The 18706-nt window shown below is 68.3% G+C and carries 21 protein-coding genes and 1 tRNA gene; 9 read left to right on the top strand and 13 right to left on the bottom strand.

The annotated features are described in order from the left end of the window. Positions 1-2 precede the first annotated feature (2 nt). Positions 3-1109, top strand: coding sequence for a THUMP domain-containing class I SAM-dependent RNA methyltransferase (locus FA743_RS04530; protein ID WP_136884677.1), 1107 nt, complete (start codon positions 3-5; stop codon positions 1107-1109). Between the two features lie 19 nt (positions 1110-1128). On the opposite strand, the gene FA743_RS04535 is transcribed toward FA743_RS04530, so the two are convergent. From FA743_RS04535 to ihfA, 5 genes are all read right to left on the bottom strand, one after another. After that, on the bottom strand, positions 1129-1461 hold the full coding sequence (locus FA743_RS04535; RefSeq protein WP_136884678.1) for a transporter: 333 nt from the start codon (positions 1459-1461) through the stop codon (positions 1129-1131). 89 nt (positions 1462-1550) lie between these two features. Next, positions 1551-2621 (bottom strand): 2'-deoxycytidine 5'-triphosphate deaminase, encoded by a 1071-nt coding sequence (locus FA743_RS04540; protein ID WP_136884679.1) that lies wholly within the window; start codon positions 2619-2621, stop codon positions 1551-1553. 72 nt (positions 2622-2693) lie between these two features. After that, positions 2694-2771: transfer RNA gene (locus tag FA743_RS04545), tRNA-Pro, on the bottom strand. A gap of 79 nt (positions 2772-2850) precedes the next feature. After that, positions 2851-3396 (bottom strand): MerR family transcriptional regulator, encoded by a 546-nt coding sequence (locus tag FA743_RS04550; RefSeq protein WP_136884680.1) that lies wholly within the window; start codon positions 3394-3396, stop codon positions 2851-2853. A 14-nt stretch (positions 3397-3410) separates the two neighbouring features. Beyond that, the gene (gene ihfA / locus FA743_RS04555) at positions 3411-3713 is read right to left on the bottom strand and encodes an integration host factor subunit alpha (RefSeq protein WP_111299768.1); all 303 of its coding nucleotides are present in this window, start codon (positions 3711-3713) and stop codon (positions 3411-3413) included. Positions 3714-3945: 232 nt separating this feature from the next. On the opposite strand from ihfA, the gene FA743_RS04560 reads away from it, so the two are divergent. Next, complete coding sequence (locus FA743_RS04560; RefSeq protein ID WP_136884681.1) at positions 3946-4224, top strand: DksA/TraR family C4-type zinc finger protein; 279 nt, start codon at positions 3946-3948, stop codon at positions 4222-4224. 73 nt (positions 4225-4297) lie between these two features. Here FA743_RS04560 and FA743_RS04565 read toward each other — a convergent pair whose 3' ends face one another. The 4 genes from FA743_RS04565 to FA743_RS04580 all read right to left on the bottom strand — a co-directional run bounded on the left by FA743_RS04565 (position 4298) and on the right by FA743_RS04580 (position 7372). After that, the gene (locus FA743_RS04565; protein ID WP_136884682.1) at positions 4298-5269 is read right to left on the bottom strand and encodes a beta-ketoacyl-ACP synthase III; all 972 of its coding nucleotides are present in this window, start codon (positions 5267-5269) and stop codon (positions 4298-4300) included. After that, positions 5269-6378 carry a phosphate acyltransferase PlsX gene (plsX, locus tag FA743_RS04570; RefSeq protein WP_136884683.1) on the bottom strand — a complete coding sequence of 370 codons (1110 nt, stop codon included), beginning with the start codon at positions 6376-6378 and terminating at the stop codon, positions 5269-5271. Before plsX ends, FA743_RS04565 begins: the two co-directional genes overlap by 1 nt. A 21-nt stretch (positions 6379-6399) precedes the next feature. Next, entirely contained in the window at positions 6400-6606 is a 207-nt protein-coding gene (rpmF, locus tag FA743_RS04575; protein ID WP_136884684.1) for a 50S ribosomal protein L32, read from the bottom strand. A 232-nt stretch (positions 6607-6838) separates the two neighbouring features. Continuing rightward, the gene (locus FA743_RS04580; RefSeq protein ID WP_136884685.1) at positions 6839-7372 is read right to left on the bottom strand and encodes a YceD family protein; all 534 of its coding nucleotides are present in this window, start codon (positions 7370-7372) and stop codon (positions 6839-6841) included. A 132-nt stretch (positions 7373-7504) separates the two neighbouring features. Between FA743_RS04580 and FA743_RS04585 the strand changes: the two genes are divergently transcribed. Continuing rightward, positions 7505-7954, top strand: a complete 450-nt coding sequence (locus FA743_RS04585) for an outer membrane protein assembly factor BamE (RefSeq protein ID WP_246054829.1) — start codon at positions 7505-7507, stop codon at positions 7952-7954. Positions 7955-7978: 24 nt separating this feature from the next. On the opposite strand, the gene FA743_RS04590 is transcribed toward FA743_RS04585, so the two are convergent. Then, on the bottom strand, positions 7979-8989 hold the full coding sequence (locus tag FA743_RS04590; protein ID WP_136884686.1) for a serine hydrolase domain-containing protein: 1011 nt from the start codon (positions 8987-8989) through the stop codon (positions 7979-7981). A gap of 102 nt (positions 8990-9091) precedes the next feature. On the opposite strand from FA743_RS04590, the gene FA743_RS04595 reads away from it, so the two are divergent. Beyond that, positions 9092-9835, top strand: a complete 744-nt coding sequence (locus tag FA743_RS04595; RefSeq protein WP_136884687.1) for an SseB family protein — start codon at positions 9092-9094, stop codon at positions 9833-9835. A gap of 49 nt (positions 9836-9884) precedes the next feature. After that, positions 9885-10583, top strand: a complete 699-nt coding sequence (locus FA743_RS04600; RefSeq protein ID WP_136884688.1) for a CDP-alcohol phosphatidyltransferase family protein — start codon at positions 9885-9887, stop codon at positions 10581-10583. On the opposite strand, the gene fucP is transcribed toward FA743_RS04600, so the two are convergent. The 3 genes from fucP to FA743_RS04615 form a co-directional block, all read right to left on the bottom strand. Beyond that, positions 10580-11881, bottom strand: coding sequence for an L-fucose:H+ symporter permease (fucP, locus tag FA743_RS04605; RefSeq protein WP_136884689.1), 1302 nt, complete (start codon positions 11879-11881; stop codon positions 10580-10582). The genes FA743_RS04600 and fucP overlap by 4 nt on opposite strands. A 157-nt stretch (positions 11882-12038) precedes the next feature. Then, the gene (locus FA743_RS04610) at positions 12039-13568 is read right to left on the bottom strand and encodes an alanine/glycine:cation symporter family protein (RefSeq protein ID WP_425467165.1); all 1530 of its coding nucleotides are present in this window, start codon (positions 13566-13568) and stop codon (positions 12039-12041) included. Between the two features lie 26 nt (positions 13569-13594). After that, the gene (locus tag FA743_RS04615; protein WP_136884691.1) at positions 13595-14029 is read right to left on the bottom strand and encodes a universal stress protein; all 435 of its coding nucleotides are present in this window, start codon (positions 14027-14029) and stop codon (positions 13595-13597) included. Between the two features lie 364 nt (positions 14030-14393). Here FA743_RS04615 and FA743_RS04620 point away from each other — a divergent pair, with 364 nt between their 5' ends. From FA743_RS04620 to FA743_RS04635, 4 genes are all read left to right on the top strand, one after another. Beyond that, positions 14394-15956, top strand: coding sequence for a 2-isopropylmalate synthase (locus tag FA743_RS04620; protein ID WP_136884692.1), 1563 nt, complete (start codon positions 14394-14396; stop codon positions 15954-15956). A gap of 201 nt (positions 15957-16157) precedes the next feature. Continuing rightward, complete coding sequence (locus FA743_RS04625; protein ID WP_136884693.1) at positions 16158-17192, top strand: rod shape-determining protein; 1035 nt, start codon at positions 16158-16160, stop codon at positions 17190-17192. 26 nt (positions 17193-17218) lie between these two features. Then, the gene (gene mreC / locus FA743_RS04630; protein WP_136884694.1) at positions 17219-18157 is read left to right on the top strand and encodes a rod shape-determining protein MreC; all 939 of its coding nucleotides are present in this window, start codon (positions 17219-17221) and stop codon (positions 18155-18157) included. Then, the gene (locus FA743_RS04635; RefSeq protein ID WP_136884695.1) at positions 18154-18675 is read left to right on the top strand and encodes a rod shape-determining protein MreD; all 522 of its coding nucleotides are present in this window, start codon (positions 18154-18156) and stop codon (positions 18673-18675) included. Before mreC ends, FA743_RS04635 begins: the two co-directional genes overlap by 4 nt. Positions 18676-18706 lie beyond the last annotated feature (31 nt).

The following is an 18706-nucleotide window of genomic DNA, read 5'->3' on the forward strand; positions in this document are numbered from 1 at the left end:
CGATGGACAACACCGAATTCGAGATCTTCCTGGTGGCAACGCCCGGCCTTGAGGCGCCGTTGGCCGCCGAGGCCGCAGCCTTGGGCTGGACCCCCGTCACCCAGCCCGGCGGCGTCACCATCCGGGGCGGCTGGCCGAATGTCTGGCGTGCCAATCTGATGCTGCGCGGCGCCACCCGGGTGCTGGCCCGCATCGGCGGCTTCCGCGCCATGCATCTGGCGCAGTTGGACAAGCGGGCCCGCAAGTTCCCTTGGGGGGACCTCTTGCGCCCCGACCTGCCGGTCAAGGTGGAGTCGGTCTGCCGCGCCTCGAAGATCTACCATGCCGGGGCCGCGACGCAGCGCATCGAACGCGCCATCACCGAAGAGCTGGGCGCCCCTCTGGCCGCTGACGCTCCAATCACCGTCAAGGCCCGGATCGAGGACGATCTGGTCACCTTCAGCCTGGATACGACCGGGGACTCGCTGCACAAGCGCGGCCACAAGGAAGCCGTCGCCAAGGCCCCCATGCGCGAGACGATGGCCGCGATGTTCCTGGCCCAGATGGGCTATGACGGCAGCCAGCCGGTGCTGGACCCGATGTGCGGCTCGGGCACCTTCGTGCTGGAGGCCGCCGAGATGGCGCTTGGTCTGGCCCCGGGCCGCTCGCGCGCCTTCGCCTTCCAGCAGCTGGCGAATTATGACACCTCCGCCTTCACCCGGATGAGGGACGCGGTGACGCCCCGCGCCGCCCCCGCGCAGTTCACGGGCAGCGACCGCGACCCCGGCGCCATCCGCATGAGCCTGGCCAACGCCGCCCGCGCCGGAGTGACCGACATTACCCGCTTCGAGGCCTGCCAGATCACCGACCTGCAGCGCCCCGAGGGCGCGCCCGGCATCGTCATCGTGAACCCGCCCTATGGCGCGCGAATCGGCGGCAAGGGTCCGCTCTTCGGCCTGCATGCGCAGATGGGCGAGGTATTCCGGACCCGCTTCAAGGGCTGGCGGGTCGGCATCGTGACCTCCGAGGCGGGTCTGGCCAAGGCCACCGGCCTGCCGTGGCAGGCCCCGGGGCCGATCGTGGCGCATGGCGGGCTGAAGGTCCGCCTGTGGCAGACGGGCCCCCTGTGACGGCCTGGGCGGTGGCCCGTCAGGACGTCTCGACCAGCAGGATCGCGCCCAGGGCCATCGCGACCGCCGCGATGTCGCGCCAGCCCAGATCCTCGTCGAAGACGATCACCCCCAGAAGGGTCAGCAGGATCAGCGTCGCCCCCGAATAGGTCACCGCGATCCATGTCAGCGGGTGGTGCCGGATCAGAAAGAACCAGCCGAAGGCCGACAGCGCATAAAGGGCCACCGCGACCAGAAACAGGCCAGAGCCCATCCCCGCCACATGGATGGTCGCCGATTTGATCAGATAGTCCCCCCCGATCGTCAACGCCGTGACGACCGCCAGCAGGACAAGGCTGTTCGTAAGCACCATGACCACACCATGAACCGGCAACGCGCGGATCATGCCACAATCGGGGATTCGCACAAAGCGGGACGCGCGGGGCCATCGGGCCCGGTGCCTCAGACGAACTGCTTGGCCAGCTTCAGGCCCTGGCCCTGATAGTTGGACCGGATCCCCTCGCCATAGAGCCGCTCGGGCCGCGCGCTCATGCGTTCATAGACCAGCCGGCCGACGGTCTGGCCATGCTCCAGCACGAAGGGCGCCTCGTGGCAGCGTACCTCTAGGACGCCGCGCGCCCCGGCGCCGGCCTCTCCGATCCCGAAGCCCGGGTCGAAGAACCCCGCGTAATGGACGCGGAACTCGCCCACCATCGCCAAGTAGGGGGCCATCTCGGCAGCGTAATCGGCGGGGATGGCCACCGATTCGCGGCTGACGAGGATGTAGAAGGCGCCGGGGTCCAGGATCAGCCGCCCCTGGGTCGTGCGCAGCTCGTCCCAGAACTCGGTCGAGGGATAGGCGCCGATGCGGTCCAGGTCGATCACCCCGCTATGGGGCCGCGCCCGATAGCCGACCAGATCGCCCGCAGCGGGGCGCAGGTCCACCGAGAACCCCAGACCCTGGTCGATCAGCGCGGGCGCTCCGCCGACCAGCGGCTGCTCGGCATGCAGCGCCGTCAGCTGGGCATCCGTCAGCACCGCCTGCCCCTGCCGCAGGCGCAGCTGGTTCAGGCGCATGCCCGGGCGCACCAGGACAGAGAAGCTGCGCGGGCAGATCTCGGCATACAGGGGGCCGTCATAGCCCTCGGGCAGGCGGTCGAACTCGGTCCCGTCATCGGTGACCAGCCGCGTCAGAAGGTCCAGCCGCCCGGTCGAGGATTTCGCATTGGCCACGGCCGAGATCCCGGCGGGCAGGGTGATCGCCTCCTGCAGCGGGATCAGGTAGACGCAGCCGCGCTCCAGCACGGCGCCGTCCGACAGGTCCATCCGGTGCATGCAGAAATCGTCCAGCCGGTCTTCGATGCGCTTGCCGCGCCCGGCCAGAAAGCTGGCACGCAGCCGCAGGGCGGTGGTCCCCAAGCGCAGGTCCAGGCTGGCGGGCTGGATCTGTTCGGGCGTGACGGGCAGATCGGCCCGGATCGCGCCTTGGGCGATCAGGTCGCGGATCCGATGGTCGGGCAGAACGCCGTTCATCCTGAACTCTCCTGCAGGGAAAGGGGGGAAAGGGAAACGCCCATCCCCGCAAGGGAATGGGCGTTTTCGGAATGGTCGGGCCGGAGAGATTCGAACTCTCGGCCTTCCGTCCCCCAGACGGACGCGCTAACCAGGCTGCGCCACGGCCCGACGAGCACCCTATAGTGCGATCCGGCGGACCAGCACAAGGGCTGCGGGGCGGAAATCGTCACCAAATCGCAATGACCCGTCAGCCAAGCCGCAACATCGCCTGGCCAAGCCGCAGGGCGACCGGCCGCACCGCCGGCCAGCGCGGATCGGCGGGCGTGATCTGCTGAAGATGCCGGGTGATCTGGGTCAGCCGGACCAGCCAGGCTGTTGGTTGCGGCGCGTGGTCCAGCGGGGCAGACGGAGGCATGGGGATGGCGGATTGCCGGGGCAGATCGTCGGACATGGGCAGTCTTTCCTCGTCGGCAGGGATCGGGTCGGGCAGGGCCGCATCGCCCAAGGCTGGCGCCGCCAACTGCGCCGCCCCGCGCCGGCGCACGCTCTCGCCCCGGTCCTGATCGATCAGCTTGCGGGCGCCCCGGATGGTCAGCCCATCATCGCGCAGTAGCGCACAGATCCCGGCGACCAGATCCAGATCGCCGGGCCGGTAATAGCGCCGCCCATCGGGTCGCTTCATCGGCTTCAGCGCCGCGAACTGGGTTTCCCAATAGCGCAGGACATGGGGTGCGACACCGATCAGGGTCGCCGCCTCGCCGATCGACCGGAATGCCTCTGCGCCCTTTGCCATCCGCTGCGGCGCGCCTACCGCTTGTTCCCGGCGGCCACGCGATCCTTCATCAGGTGCGAGGGCCGGAAGGACAGCACGCGGCGAGGCGTGATCGGCACCTCTTCCCCGGTCTTGGGATTGCGGCCGATCCGCTCGTTCTTGTCGCGCACCGAAAATGTCCCGAAGGACGAGATCTTGACCTGCTCCCCCCGGACGAGCGCGTCCGAGATATGGTCCAGCACGCTTTCGACCAGCTGCGCGGATTCGTGGCGGGACAGGCCGACATCGCGGAACACCGCTTCGGCAAGGTCCATTCGGGTCAAGGTCTTGTCGCCCATGGTGGGTCCTCATGAATTGGAGGGAAGATGGTTCGATTTTCGCTGCCTGTCAACGAGAAGGCGGGGAAATCGTTCCCCGTCCGATACTTGTCCGTGCGAAAGGCCCCGCAATCCGCCCATCCCTGCCGCGCGGACGGCGGGCCATCCCGGATCGGCTCGGGGCCATCCGCTCCTTTTCATTGCAGCGCCGCGCCCCCATCTAGGGATCAGCGCACAAGGACAGGAGAGCCGGATGGCAGGCGGATGGGCCCGCGACGACGCGGTGAACGACCAGATCGAGATCAGCACGGCCGAGGCCATCGCCCGCGCCCGTCAGGCCGCCGCCCGGCGCACGGCCCAAGGCGACAGCGCCACGCAGTGCGCCGAATGCGACGAGCCGATCCCCGAGGCGCGCCGTCTGGCCCAGCCCGGCGTCAAGCTGTGCATGACCTGCCAGTCCGGCCATGACCACAGCCGCCGCCCGGCAGGCGGCCCGAACCGCCGCGCCAGCAAGGATGCCCTGCTGAAATAGCCCGCCGCTTCATCTTGGCAAAAATATCCCGGGGGGAGTCCGACAGGACGGGGGGCAGCGCCCCCCTGCGGCGCTACCAGCGCAGGACCACCGCGCCCCAGCTCAGGCCCCCGCCGATCGCCTCGGTCAGCAGCACGTCGCCGGGCGCGAAGCGTCCCTCGCCATCGGCCACGGACAGGGCCAGCGGGATGGACGCGGCAGAGGTGTTGCCGTGATCGGCGACGGTCAGCACGACCTTGTCCAGCGGCAGGCCCATCTTCTGGGCAGTGGCGGTGATGATGCGCAGATTGGCCTGATGCGGCACCAGCCAGTCCACATCCGCGGCCGTCAGCCCGGCCCGTCCGAGGGCGGTCTGGGCGGTGCTGGCCAGTTTCTCGACCGCGTGGCGAAAGACCAGATTGCCCTGCATCCGCAGCTTGCCGACCGTTCCCGTCGCCGAGACCCCGCCATCGACATAGAGAAGCTCGCGGTACTTTCCGTCGCTGTTCAGATCCGAGGCGAGAAGGCCGCGATCCTCGCTGGTCCCCTCGCTTTCCTGGGCTTCCAGGATGACCGCCCCGGCGCCGTCGCCGAACAGCACGCAGGTGCTGCGATCGGTCCAGTCCATGATGCGGGAAAAGGTCTCGGCGCCGATCACCAGGATGCGATCGGCCTGGCCTGCGCGAATCATCGCGTCCGCATTGGCCAGCGCGAAGACGAAGCCCGCGCAGACGGCCTGCACGTCGAAGGCGAAACCCCGCGACATGCCCAGACCCGCCTGCACGATGGTCGCGGTGGCGGGAAAGGTGAAATCGGGGGTCGAGGTCGCCAGGATGATCCCGTCGATCTGGCCGATCTCCATGCCGGCGCGCTCAAGTGCGGCGCGGGCGGCGCGGATGCCCAGATCGCTGGTCGTCTGGCCCTCGGCGGCGAAGTGGCGCCGCTCGATCCCGGTGCGCGACCGGATCCAGTCGTCCGAGGTCTCCAGCTTGTCCTCGAACCAGCTGTTCTCGACGATGCGCTCGGGCAGGTAGTGGCCGGTTCCCCGGACGATCGCACGTCGCATCACGAAGCCTCTCCTGCATCGGCCGCACCCGCCGAGGCGGCGGCGGCGCCTTGGGCCACGCGCGCGGCCAGGCGGTCCTGAAAGCCGGACTTGGCCAGCGTGAAGGCCAGCTTGATGGCCGCCGACACGCCGGTCGCATCGGCCGATCCGTGGGATTTCACGACCGTGCCGTTCAGCCCTAGGAAGATGCCGCCATTCACCCGGCGCGGGTCGATGCGTTTCTGCAGACGTTTCAGCGAGGTCATGGCCAGCACCGCCGCGAATTTCGACATGATCGAATTCGAGAAGGCCTCCTTGAGGAAATCGCCGACCAGCTTGGCGGTCCCCTCGCCGGTCTTCAAGGCGACATTGCCGGTGAACCCGTCGGTCACGATCACATCCACGCGGTCCGAGGGCAGATCGCCCCCCTCGACGAAGCCCACATAGGCATAGCTGCCATTGGCGGCGGCCTCGATCATCTCATGGGCCTGTTTCAGCTCGGCGCGGCCTTTGTGATCCTCGGTGCCCACGTTCAGCAGGCCGACCCGGGGCATCTCGACCCCCAGCCCGTTGCGGGCATAGGAGGCGCCCATCAGCGCATATTGCAGCAGGTCATGCGCGTCGGCGCGGATGTCGGCGCCCACGTCCAGCATGATGTTGAACCCCTGCGGGCTGCGCGAGGGCCACAGGCAGGCGATGGCGGGACGGTTCACGCCCGGCAGCTTGCGCAGGCGCAGCATCGACAGCGCCATCAGCGCGCCGGTATTCCCGCAGGAGACGGCGACCTGCGCCTCGCCCTGCCGCACCGATTCGACGGCGGACCACATGGACGTGCCCTCGCCCTTGCGGATGATCTGGCTGGGCTTGTCATGCATGGTGACGACGCCGCCCGCATGGCGGATGTCGCAGCGGCCGGCCAGCCCCTTGCGGCGCGCGATCAGACCCGTCAGCTGCGCCTGATCGCCATGGACGATGAAGCGGATCTCGGGGTTCTTCTCGGCGCTTTCGGCCATGCCCGCGACCACGACCGAGGGGCCACGATCGCCGCCCATGGCATCAACCGATATGACCACGCTGCCCCCGGTGTCAGGGGCGCGCGGTGCCGGCATGCTCGCGGAGGAAACGGTCATCAGGACGCGCTGCGGGCCAAATCAGGCCGCGTCGTCGTCCAGGTCAACCTCGGTCGCCTGCGCGATCACTTCGCGGCCCGCGTAATGGCCGCAGGACGGGCAGACGTGATGCGGGCGCTTCAGCTCGCCGCAGTTCGAGCATTCGTTCGGGTTGCCCGCGACCAGCGCATCATGCGCACGGCGCATGTTGCGCTTGGACCGGGTTACGCGATTCTGAGGGACAGCCATGTCACCACCTGATGTAAAGGGATGCCGCGCCGCAACGCCGATGCATCCAGGATTTGAAGTCGTAAATGAACCGCGCAGATACGCGATCACTTCCCGGGCTGCAAGCCCTCTAGGCCGGGCAGGGGCAGGAAATGCACCGCCCGGACCCCTGCAACCGCACGAATTCCGGTCCGGTGCGGCACGGATGCCTCCCTTGCGGCGCTTTCACGCCCCGCGGGCGAACCACGCGCGGTCAGGATTCGCGCGGCGTCTCGCCCAGCAGCTTCTCCAGTCCGGCAAAGGGGCGGCGGGTGTCGTCCGCCTCTTCGGGCGCCGGGGCCGTGGCGGTCAGGGCCGCCCCCTTGGCGCGGGGATATTCCGGCAGGGCCAGCGACAGGGCCTCGACCATGATGGCGCTGAGGTCGATGAAATTGCCCAGGGGCTCCAGCGTCTCGTCGGGCATCTCGACCTCGTCGCCCTCGGGCTGGCTCAGATGCGGGGTGAACTGGATGCGCACCTGATCGGTGATGTCGCTCTTCACCGGCTTCAGCGTCACCACGCAGGGCTGCGTCACGCGGGCGCTCAGCGTGCCGGTCAGCAGCCAGCCATCGGTGCCGTGACCGCGCAGCTGGCCCGCAAAGTCGAGGCGGGATAGGGCATCAAGGCCCAGTTCCCCGGCGATGGCGGTGCAGACCTCGCTGGTCGGACGCAGGTGAAAGGGTGTGGTCGTGTTGGGGTTGAGATGCGCGACGCGCAGGCGCTGCGGATGCTTGGTGGGATCGGTCATGGGGGCCTCGGTCGGTCGGATGGAAGAGGGAAGGGCAGGGGCGCGGCCCGCGGATTGATATTCTTGAGCAGGGTGCCCGAGTTTGCTAGGCAGGGCGGGCCGCGTCAACCGCCCCAAGGAGGGACCACGCCCATGACCGCCATCAGGACCCTGATGACACTGGCGATTCTGGCTGTCCTCGGGCTTGCCGCCTGTGCACCCATCTATCGCAACCACGGCTATGTGCCCCCCGCGCTGGATCTGGCGCAGGTGGTGCCCGGCCAGACCACCGTCGACGACCTGCCCGCGCTGATCGGGCGCCCCTCGGCCCAGGGGCTGCTGACCGGATCCGGCTGGTACTATGTCGGCTCGCGCTGGCGCCGCATGGGCGCCGCCGCCTCGCAAGAGATCGACCGCAGCGTCGTCGCGATCTCGTTCGCGCCCACCGGCGTGGTCAGCAATGTCGAGACCTTCGGGCTGGAACGGGGCCGCGTCGTCACCCTGTCGCGCCGCGTCACCGATGGCAGCGTGACCGAGATCTCGCTGATCGGGCAGCTGTTCGGCAACCTGGGCAACTTCCAGGCGGGCGACTTCATCGACTGACGATCGGGCGGCGCGGGGCCTGTCTCAGGCCGCCGCCGCCAGCCGTTCCGCCATCCGGTGCAGGTCGTCGCGGTGCCCGGTCCGGCCCGAGGGCAGGTCCGGGTCCGAGGTCATCGCCATGGCCAGCGCCGGCTGTCGGCGCGTCGCGGGAAAGACATAGACCATCTGCCCGCCATAGCCCCAGCCATAGCGGACGTCGCGCCCGGCCATCTGGCCCAGGAACCAGCCATAGCCATAGCCCTGCCCGCTGAAGATGCTCGAGGTGCGGCGCTGCCAGCTTTCATCGATCCAAGACCCGGGCACGATCTGGCGCCCGCCGGCCTGCCCGCCTTGCGCATACATCGCCCCGAAAGCCAGCAGCGACCGGGTGGTCATCGCCATCTGGTTTCCGCCCAGATAGATGCCCTGCGGATCGCGGTCCCATCCTGTGATGCGGAAGCCCGGGACCGGTCCCAGCCAGTCGCCCGCCACATCCAGCAGAGGCCGCCCGGTCACGCGGGTCAGGATCGCCGCGACCAGATGGGTCGAGGCGGTCGAATACTGCATCCGCGTGCCCGGATCCTGGGTGAATTCGGCGGCCAGCGCGCTGCGCACCCAGTTGGGGCTGTTGACCCACCGGCCATAGTTCCGGCCCGACTGACGCTCCAGCCCGGCCTGCATCGACAGAAGATTGCCGATCGTTATGCGGTTCAGCCTGGGGTCGGGGTCGGCGGGCAGATCGGCGCGCAGCAGGGGCGCGATGGGCTGGTCCGCGCCCTCCAGCAGGCCCTGCCCGATGGCGATGCCGGTCAGGGCCGAGACGATGGATTTCGAGGCCGACTTGATGTTCGTGGGGCTGTCGGGGGTGAAGCCGTGATAGCCCTCGGCCGCCAGCTCGGTTCCCGGACCGCCATCGTCGCGCCACAGCGCGATGGCGCGCAGGGGCGCCATTTGGCCGGCCTCGGCCAGAAGGGGCTGCAGGGCGGCCTGCGCAAGGCGGGGGGCGGCCAGCAAAGGCAGGGCGGCGGCGGTCAGGATCAGGGTGCGACGTTTCATGGCGGCAGTATGCGGCGCCATGTCCGGCAGGGGCAATCACGCTTGCGTGGGGCGGGTGCGACCATTACGCAGGTCCGGTTCCTGCCCCGAAAGGCCCCCGACATGAGCGCATTGGACGATCTTGCCCCGGTTCCCTTTCACGATGCGGACGCGCCGCAGCGCGCGCGGATGCTGTCGCGGCTGGCCGATACCGAGCTGTCGGTGGCCCTGCTGCGCGAACCTCTCCATGACGCGGTCGAATTGCAGATCTTTGATCTTGAGGGCGCGCGCGTGGCGCTGGCCTGCGACAGCGAGGACCGGCTGGCCGATTTCTTCGGCCGGGCCGTGGCCTATGCCGCCCTGCCGGGCCGGGTGCTGGCCGAGCTGCTGAAGGCTGACGGCGCGGGGCTGCTGGTCAATCCCGGCCACCCGTCCGAGATGATGCTGGACGCGGCGATGCTGGACTGGCTGACCGGCGCCCTGCAGGCCGCCCCCCAGACGGGCGAGGCGCAGCTGCGCCTGACCGCGCCCGATCCGCAGGTGGCCGAGGTGCTGGGCCGGCCCCTGTCCGAACGGTTGGCCGATCTGCGCGGGCTGATCGCCGGGGCGGCGCTGGTCGGCAGCCAGGCCGCGGGCGGCGCGGATCGCGGGCATCTGCTGCTGATCGCGGGCGCGCCCGTGGACCGCCAGCCCGCCATCGCCAAGGCCCTGTCCGAGGCGCTGGCCTTCCTGCCCCCCCAGCCCGGCGGCGTCGACATCAGCTTTGCCGAGACCCCGCCGCCCCCCGGCGCGCTGCTGTTCGATCTGGCCCTGCCTGCGCCCGAGGAACCGGCGCCCCGGCCCAAGGGCCCCCCGATCCTGCGCTGAGGCGGCCAAGCGCGGTTGCAGAGCCGGGGTCAACCTGCGACAAACCGGCATGCAGTTGCGTCACAAGGCCCTTGCCGTTCATCTTCTCACCGCCACCGGGGCGGTTCTTGCCATGCTGGCCATGCTGGCCGCGGTCCAGGCCGATTGGGCGCTGATGTTCCTGTGGCTGGTCGTGGCCTTCGTCGTGGACGGCATCGACGGCCCGCTGGCGCGGCGCTACGAGGTCAAGAGCAACTGGCCCGCCTATGACGGCGAGCTGATGGACCTGATCATCGACTATCTGACCTATGTGTTCATCCCGGCCTTCGCGCTGTTCCAGTCGGGGCTGCTGTCGGGCTGGACGGGCTGGTTCGCGATCATCGTCATCGTCTTCACCAGTGTGGTCTATTTCGCCGACACCCGCATGAAGACCCGCGACAATTCCTTCGCGGGCTTTCCGGGCTGCTGGAACATGGTCGTCCTCGTCCTCTTCGCGGTCGAGCCGCACTGGACGATCATCCTGCTGATCGTCACCGCGCTGAGCATCGCGATGTTCACCAACATCAAGTTCGTCCACCCGGTCCGGACCGAGCGCTGGCGCCTGATCACGCTGCCGGTGGCGCTGGCCTGGGTGGTCTTCGCGGGCTGGGCGGCGCTGGTCGACTTCCACCCGCAAAGCTGGGCGAACCTGGGGCTGATCGCCTCGTCGGTCTGGCTGCTCTTCGCGGGCGGCGCTCAGCAGCTGATGCCGCGCCGCCGCCGCGGCTAGGCCCGCGCCGAGGCCTGCGACCGGGTGCCGCCTGCGCCATGGCGCATGTCGAACAGGCCGAACGCCGCCACCACCAGGAAGCACAGCCCCGGCACGACATAGGCCAGCGCGGCGCCCTGCGCGTCCATCAGGGCGCCATGGGCCAACGGCATCACCGCCCCGCCCAGGATCGCCATGACCAGCCCTGCCGCACCGAACTTGGTGTCCTGCCCCAGCCCGTGCAGGGCGATGCCATAGATGGTGGGAAACATCAGCGACAGGCAGGCCGACAGCGCGACCACCGCCCAGACCCCGCCCAGACCCGGCGCTGCGGCGGCATAGAAGCACAGTGCCGTGCCCAGCAAAGCCATCGCCGCCAGCAGCAGGGCGGGCCGGATCACGACCATCAGTCCCACCATGGCAAAGCGCGCGATCAGGAAGACGATCAGGCTGGCCTGCAGGTACCAGCCCGCCTGCGCCTCGGTCCCGCCGAGGGCCGCCAGCACATAGGGGATGGTGAAGGTCCAGACGCAGGTCTGCGCCGCGACGTTGAAGAACTGCGCCCCCACGCCGAAGACATAGTGCCGGTTCGACATCAGGCGGCGCAGGGTCGCGCCGAACTGCAGCGGCGCCTCGGCCTCCTGCACGCGCTCCTGCCGGGTGGGCATGGGGATCAGCGCGATGGCGACCCAGATCGCCAGCAAGACGAAGGCGAAGCCCACATAGGGGGTCATCACCGCCTGCAGCTCGGCCTGACGGACGGCGTTCAGCGCCTCGGGCGCCATGGCGGCGCGGTCGGCGGCGCTGGCGACGTTCAGCTGCGGCAGGATCAGCGTCGCGGCCAGGAAGACCCCGATATTGGTGCCCACCGGGTTGAAGGCCTGCGCCAAGTTCAGGCGGCGGGTGCCGTTCGCCTCGGGGCCCATCGCCATCACGAAGGGATTGGCCGAGGTCTCCAGGATCGACAGCCCGCCCGCCAGCAGGAACAGCGCCAGCAGGAAGAACCCGAAGGTCATCGCCTGCGCCGCCGGATAGAACATGAACGCCCCCAGGATCGCGCAGCCCAGCCCCGTCAGGATCCCGGTGCGGTAGGAAAAGCGCCGGTTGAGGAAGGCCGCCGGCAGCGCCAGCAGGAAATACGCCCCGTAATAGGCGAACTGCACGAAGGAGGCCTGCAGCGTGGTCATCGAGAAGATTCGCGAGAAGACCTGCACCAGCGGGTCGGTCATGTTCGCCGCGATCCCCCAGGCCGCGAAGCAGGTCACCAGCAGCGCGAAGGGCAGCCGCATGCCGGGATGAACGAAGGGGGGCTTGGTCATGGGATCCTCGGACGCTCTGGGTTTGGGGCGCGTCCTTCGCACGGATCGGCGCGCCGGGCCACCGCGAATTCCACCCCCTTGTCATGATGGCCACCATGACAAGGGGGCGCGGGTGCCGCAGCGCCCGCGCCCCTGTCCGCTGCCCCGGGGGGCGGCCCTATTCGAACTTGCGGATCTCGCCCGTCTTCAGGCGGGAGAGATAGCGGTTCATCTCGGCCTTCACGATCGGCATCAGCAGATAGAGCGCGATGATGTTCGGGATCGCCATGGCGAAGATCATCGCATCCGAGAAGTCGATGACCGGACCCAGATTGGCCGAGGCGCCGATGATCACGAACAGGCAGAAGATGATCTTGAAGATCAGCTCCTTGGTCTGGCCCTCGCCGAAGAGGAAGGTCCAGGCCTTCAGCCCGTAATAGCTCCACGAGATCATCGTCGAGAAGGCGAACAGCACCACGGCCAGCACCAGGATGTAGCGGAACCAGCCGAAGGCGCTGCTGAACGCGTCCGAGGTCAGGGTGACGCCGGAATTGCCCGTCACGGTCTGGATGCCGTCGCCCGCCTCGTTCAGCAGGAAGAGGCCGGTGGTCGGATCCTGGATCAGCTGGCCGGTGATGATGATCACCAGCGCGGTCATCGTGCAGATGACGACCGTGTCGATGAACGGTTCCAGCAGGGACACGAAGCCTTCGGTGATGGGCTCCTTGGTGCGCACGGCGCTGTGGGCGATGGCGGCCGAGCCGATGCCCGCCTCGTTGGAGAAGGCCGCGCGGCGGAAGCCCTGGATCAGCGCGCCGATGGCCCCGCCCACGACCCCGTCATTGGTGAAGGCGCCCGTCAGGATCTGGCTGAAGGCCGTGCCGATCATGTCGAAGTTCATGCCGATGATGATCACCGCCGTGCCGACATAGACCGCCGCCATGAAGGGCACGATCTTTTCGGTGACGCTGGCGATGGACTTCAGGCCGCCGACGATGACCAGAAAGACCACGATGGCCATGACGAGGCCGGTGATCCAGCCGGGAAAGGCGCCGGTGACATTGGCGATCTGGGCATGGGCCTGATTGGCCTGGAACATGTTGCCGCCGCCAAAGCTGCCGAGGATGCAGAAGACCGCGAAGAGCACCGCCAGAAACTTGCCGCCCGGCAGGCCGCGCTCGGCGAAGCCCTTGGTCATGTAGTACATCGGCCCGCCCGAGACGGTGCCGTCGGCATATTCGTTGCGGTATTTGACGCCAAGCGTGCATTCGGTGAACTTCGACGCCATGCCCAGCAGGCCTGCCAGGATCATCCAGAAGGTCGCCCCCGGACCGCCGATGCCGATGGCCACCGCGACGCCCGCGATGTTGCCCAGGCCCACGGTGCCCGACAGGGCGGTGGTCAGGGCCTGGAAATGGCTGACCTCGCCCGCATCGTTGGGATCGGAATAGTCGCCCCGGACCAGCGCCAGGGCATGGCCGAAGGCGCGGATCTGGATCAGCCCGAAATAGACGGTGAAGACGCTGGCCGCGACCACCAGCCAGCCGACGATCCAGGGGAAGGTCGTGCCGGGAAAGTTGGAAAAGATCAGGCTGACGAACCAGCCTGTCGAATTGGCGAAGACCTGGTTCACCGTCTCGTCGATGCCTTGGGCACCTGCGGGGCCGGCGGCCAGCACGGCCAGAGCCGCGAGTGATGCTTTGGTCATATATGTCATCCCTGTTGAGGCGCCGGTCATGGCACGATGACCACGGGCACGGGCGAGACCTGCGCCAGCGTGGCCGCGACCGATCCGAAGATGCGCGAGGCGAAGCCGGAATTGCCCATTCGGCCGATGAAGATCATCGCGGCCCCCTCGTCCTTCGCGATCCGGCACAGCGTCTCGGCGATATGGCCATAGCGCAGCGTGGTGGCGCAGGGGATGCCCGCATCCTCGACGTGGCGGACCACCGGGGTCAGGATGGCGGTCTCGGCGCGCTGCAACTCCTCCTTGCGGCGGCGGTGGCGTTCCTCGACCTCGGCGGCGGTCAGGAAGCTGTAGGGCGACCATTCCAGCACATGCGCGATCAGGATGTTGTCCCCCTGCGCCTGCGCGCGGGTGATGGCGAAGTCCAGGGCGCGCCTCGAGGCATCGCTGCCGTCGAAGCCCACGACGATCTTTCGTGACATCGTTCCCTCATCTGTTGGTTGTCGTTTCTGGTTGTCGTGCTGAAAGGATAGGCAGGCTTGCCGAAGGGGGCCAGCGAAAATGTGTCGTTACAATGACGGCCGGCCGGGAATGTGGCCCGGCTGCCTCCTCCATGGGCGATGACGATCAGGGCTTTTCAAGCCGCGCGCGGGGGGGCATATTCGCCCGCATGACCCGGATGCGTTCCCCATTCATCGCCCCGACCGCGCCCCCGACGGTGCGCCGGGCCGTGCCGTCCCGCGGTCTGCTGCTTCTTACGCTGCGCTGAGCGGGTCTTCCGGGCCACCGCTCAGTCAGGTCAGCGCCCGGATCCGATCCCAAGGCACCGTAAGAAAGACCCCTCAGATGACCGATCAGAACCGCGTCGTGATCTTCGACACCACCCTGCGCGACGGCGAGCAATCGCCCGGCGCCACTATGTCCCATGCCGAGAAGCTGGAAATCGCCGGGATGCTGGACGAGATGGGCGTGGACATCATCGAGGCGGGCTTTCCCATCGCCTCGGAAGGCGATTTCGCCGCCGTGTCCGAGATCGCGCGGATGGCCCGGACCAGCGTGATCTGCGGCCTGGCCCGCGCCCAGATCCCCGACATCGACCGCTGCTGGGAGGCGGTGAAGCACGCCCGCCAGCCCCGCATCCACACCTTCATCGGCACCTCGCCGCTGCACCGCGCGATCCCCAATCTGGACATGGACCAGATGGCGGACCGCATCTTCCAGACCGTCACCCATGCCCGCAACCTGTGCGACAACGTGCAATGGTCGCCCATGGACGCGACGCGGACCGAACATGACTATCTGTGCCGGGTGGTCGAGATCGCCATCAAGGCGGGCGCCACGACGATCAACATCCCCGACACGGTCGGCTATACCGCGCCGCGCGAATCCGCCGCCCTCATCCGGATGCTGCTGGAGCGCGTGCCGGGCGCGGATCAGATCATCTTCGCCACGCATTGCCACAACGACCTGGGCATGGCGACCGCCAACAGCCTGGCCGCCGTCGAGGCGGGCGCCCGCCAGATCGAATGCACGATCAACGGGTTGGGCGAACGCGCCGGCAACACCGCGCTGGAAGAGGTGGTGATGGCGATGCGGGTCAGGAACGACATCCTGCCCTACCGGACCGGGATCGACACGACCAAGATCATGGGCATCTCGCGCCGCGTGGCCGCCGTGTCCGGCTTTCCGGTGCAGTTCAACAAGGCCATCGTCGGCAAGAACGCCTTCCTGCACGAATCCGGCATCCATCAGGACGGCGTGCTGAAGAATGTCGAGACCTTCGAGATCATGCGCCCCGCCGATATCGGCCTGACCGAGAACAACATCGCCATGGGCAAGCATTCGGGCCGCGCCGCCCTGCGCGCCAAGCTGGCCGATCTGGGCCATGAGGTCGGGGACAACCAGCTCAAGGACATCTTCGTGCGCTTCAAGGCCTTGGCCGACCGCAAGAAGGAGGTCTATGACGACGACATCATCGCGCTGGTGCTGGATGCCGCCGCCAACACCGCCGAGGATCACCTGCAGGTCAAGCACCTGCGCGTCATCTGCGGCAGCGACGGGCAGTCGGCGGATCTGACCATGATCGTGGACGGCGAGGAGAAGCGCGCCGAGACGACCGGCGACGGTCCCGTGGACGCCTGCTTCAACGCCGTGCGGCAGATCTTTCCGCACGAGGCGCGGCTGCTGCTGTACCAGGTCCATGCCGTGACCGAGGGCACCGATGCCCAGGCCACGGTCAGCGTCCGCATGGAGGAGGATGGCCGCATCGTCACCGGTCAGGCCGCCGACACGGACACGATCCTGGCCTCGGTCAAGGCCTATGTGGGGGCGCTGAACCGGCTGATCCTGCGCCGGGCCATGACCGCCGAAGGCAGCGATGCCCGGCAGATCAGCATGTACTCTCACTAAACCTGGGGGTTCAGTCCCGAGGGGCGTTCGCACGCCGGACGCGCAAGAAGCCGCTTTCGCGGCGCCTTGCGCGCATCGGGGCTTTCCGGGTGGGCGGCGTGGCTCTATACGGACGCTTGGACAGGCGATCGGGGGGCAAGGCCCCCCTGCGGGACATCAGAACAGGGCAGGCCGGGACAACCGGCGCGAAAGGATACGGGCATGGCATTCGGCGGTTTGTTTTCGACCGACATCGCAATCGATCTGGGGACGGCGAACACGCTGATCTATGTCAAGGGCAAGGGCATCATCCTGAACGAGCCCTCGGTCGTGGCCTATCACGTCAAGGATGGCAAGCGCGTCGTTCTGGCCGTGGGCGAGGATGCCAAACTGATGCTGGGCCGCACGCCGGGCAGCATCGAGGCGATCCGGCCCATGCGCGAGGGCGTCATCGCCGATTTCGACAGCGCCGAGCAGATGATCAAGCACTTCATCAAGAAGGTGTTCAAGCGCACGACCTTCTCCAAGCCCAAGATCATCGTCTGCGTGCCCCACGGCGCGACCCCCGTTGAAAAGCGCGCGATCCGCCAGTCGGTCCTGTCCGCAGGCGCCCGCAAGGCCGGCCTGATCGCGGAACCGATCGCGGCGGCCATCGGCGCGGGCATGCCGATCACCGAACCGACCGGCTCCATGGTCGTCGACATCGGCGGCGGCACGACCGAGGTGGCGGTGTTGTCCCTGGGCGACGTGGTCTATGCCCGGTCCGTCCGCATCGGCGGCGACCGCATGGACGAGGCGATCATCAACTATCTGCGCCGCAACCAGAACATGCTGATCGGTGAATCGACGGCGGAACGCATCAAGACCAGCATCGGCACCGCCCGCATGCCCGATGACGGGCGCGGTGCGACGTTGATGATCCGGGGCCGTGACCTGCTGAACGGCATCCCGAAAGAGATCGAGATCAGCCAGGCCATGGTCGCTGAGGCGCTGTCCGAACCCGTGCAGGCCATCTGCGAGGCCGTGATGGTCGCGCTGGAAGCGACGCCCCCGGATCTGGCCGCCGACATCGTCGACCGCGGCGTCATGCTGACCGGCGGCGGCGCCATGCTGGGCGAGCTGGATCTGGCTTTGCGCGAGCAGACCGGCCTGTCGATCAGCCTGGCCGATCAGCCGATGAGCTGCGTGGCGCTTGGCACCGGCAAGGCGCTGGAATTCGAAAAGCAGCTGCGTCACGTCATCGACTACGACAGCTGATCCGGCCAGAAGGCAGGGGGCGCTGAATGGCGCAGAGGGGTCCTGATTTCGCCACGCCCGTCCGGCGCGTGCTGATCGCCGTTCTGGCGCTGGCCCTGCTGGGGCTGTTCCTGTTCTGGCGCATCGACAGCCCGCGCGCCGAACAGATGCGCACCGCGATGATCGACCGCATCGTGCCCCGCTTTGAATGGGCGCTGGTGCCGGTCACGCGGATGACCCAGATGGTCGCGGGCTTCCAGAGCTATGCCCGGCTCTACGAACAGAACCAGGAGCTGCGCCGCGAATTGCAGCGCATGTCGGCCTGGAAAGAGGCTGCCGTTCAGCTGGAGCAGGAGAACTCCAAGCTGCTGGCGCAGAACAACGTGCGCATCGACCCGGCCCTGACCAGCGTGACGGGGGTGGTGATGGTCGACAGCGGCTCGGCCTTCCGCCAGTCGGTGCTGCTGAACGTGGGCGCGCAGGACGGCATCATCGAGGGCTGGGCCACGATGGACGGGCTGGGGCTGGTGGGCCGCATCTCGGGCGTGGGCAACCGCACCAGCCGGGTGGTGCTGCTGACCGATCCCTCGTCGCGCCTGCCGGTGACGGTGCAGCCGACGGGCGAACGCGCGCTGCTGACTGGCGACAACACGCCGCTGCCGCTTCTGGACTTCGTGGAACAGGCCGACAATGTGCGCCCCGGCGACCGGGTCGTCAGCTCGGGCGATGGCGGGGTGTTTCCGCCGGGGCTGCTGGTGGGGCAGGTGGCGCAGGGCAGCGACGGGCGGCTGCGCCTGCGGATGGCCGCCGATTACGAGCGGCTGGAGTTCCTGCGCGTGCTGCGCTCCCACCCGGCCGAGGCCGTGGTGGACAGCCAGGCCGTGATCCGGGGCGGGCGCCGCGACTTCATCGGCCCGCTGCTGCCGACCTCGCCCGTGGATGCGGCGCGGGCGACCGATCCGCTGGACCCGGGCACCGCGCCGTGATCCAGATCCCCAACCGCAGCCTGGTCCTGGGGTCGCTGGTCTTTCTGGGCGCGGCCTGGGCCTTGCTGTTCATCCGTCTGCTGCCCTTGTCCGAGGGGATCATGGGCTGGCCCGGCCCGGATCTGGGACTGGCGCTGATCCTGGCTTGGGTGCTGCGCCGCCCCGACCAGCTGGCCGCCGCCGTCATCGTGCTGGCCGTGCTGGTCGAGGATGTGCTGCTGATGCGCCCCCTGGGCCTGTGGACCGCCGTGGTGCTGATCGGCTCGGAGGCCGCACGCCTGCGCGAGCCCCGTTGGCGCGACCAGCCATTCATGGTTGAATGGCTGCGGGTCGGCCTTCTCATCGGGGGCATGATGCTGGGCTATCGCCTGATGCAGATCCTGGTCCTGCTGCCGGTGGCGGCGCTCGGTCAGGTGATCCTGCAATATCTGGCGACGGTCATGGCCTATCCGCTGGTGGTCTTTGCCGCGCGCTGGCTGCTGGGTCTGCGCCGCCACGGCCACGGCGAGACGACATAGCGGCGGCCACAAGGCAAGGGCCCCCGGAACG

It is taken from the genome of Paracoccus gahaiensis (genome assembly GCF_005048225.1).
GTDB lineage: Bacteria > Pseudomonadota > Alphaproteobacteria > Rhodobacterales > Rhodobacteraceae > Paracoccus > Paracoccus gahaiensis.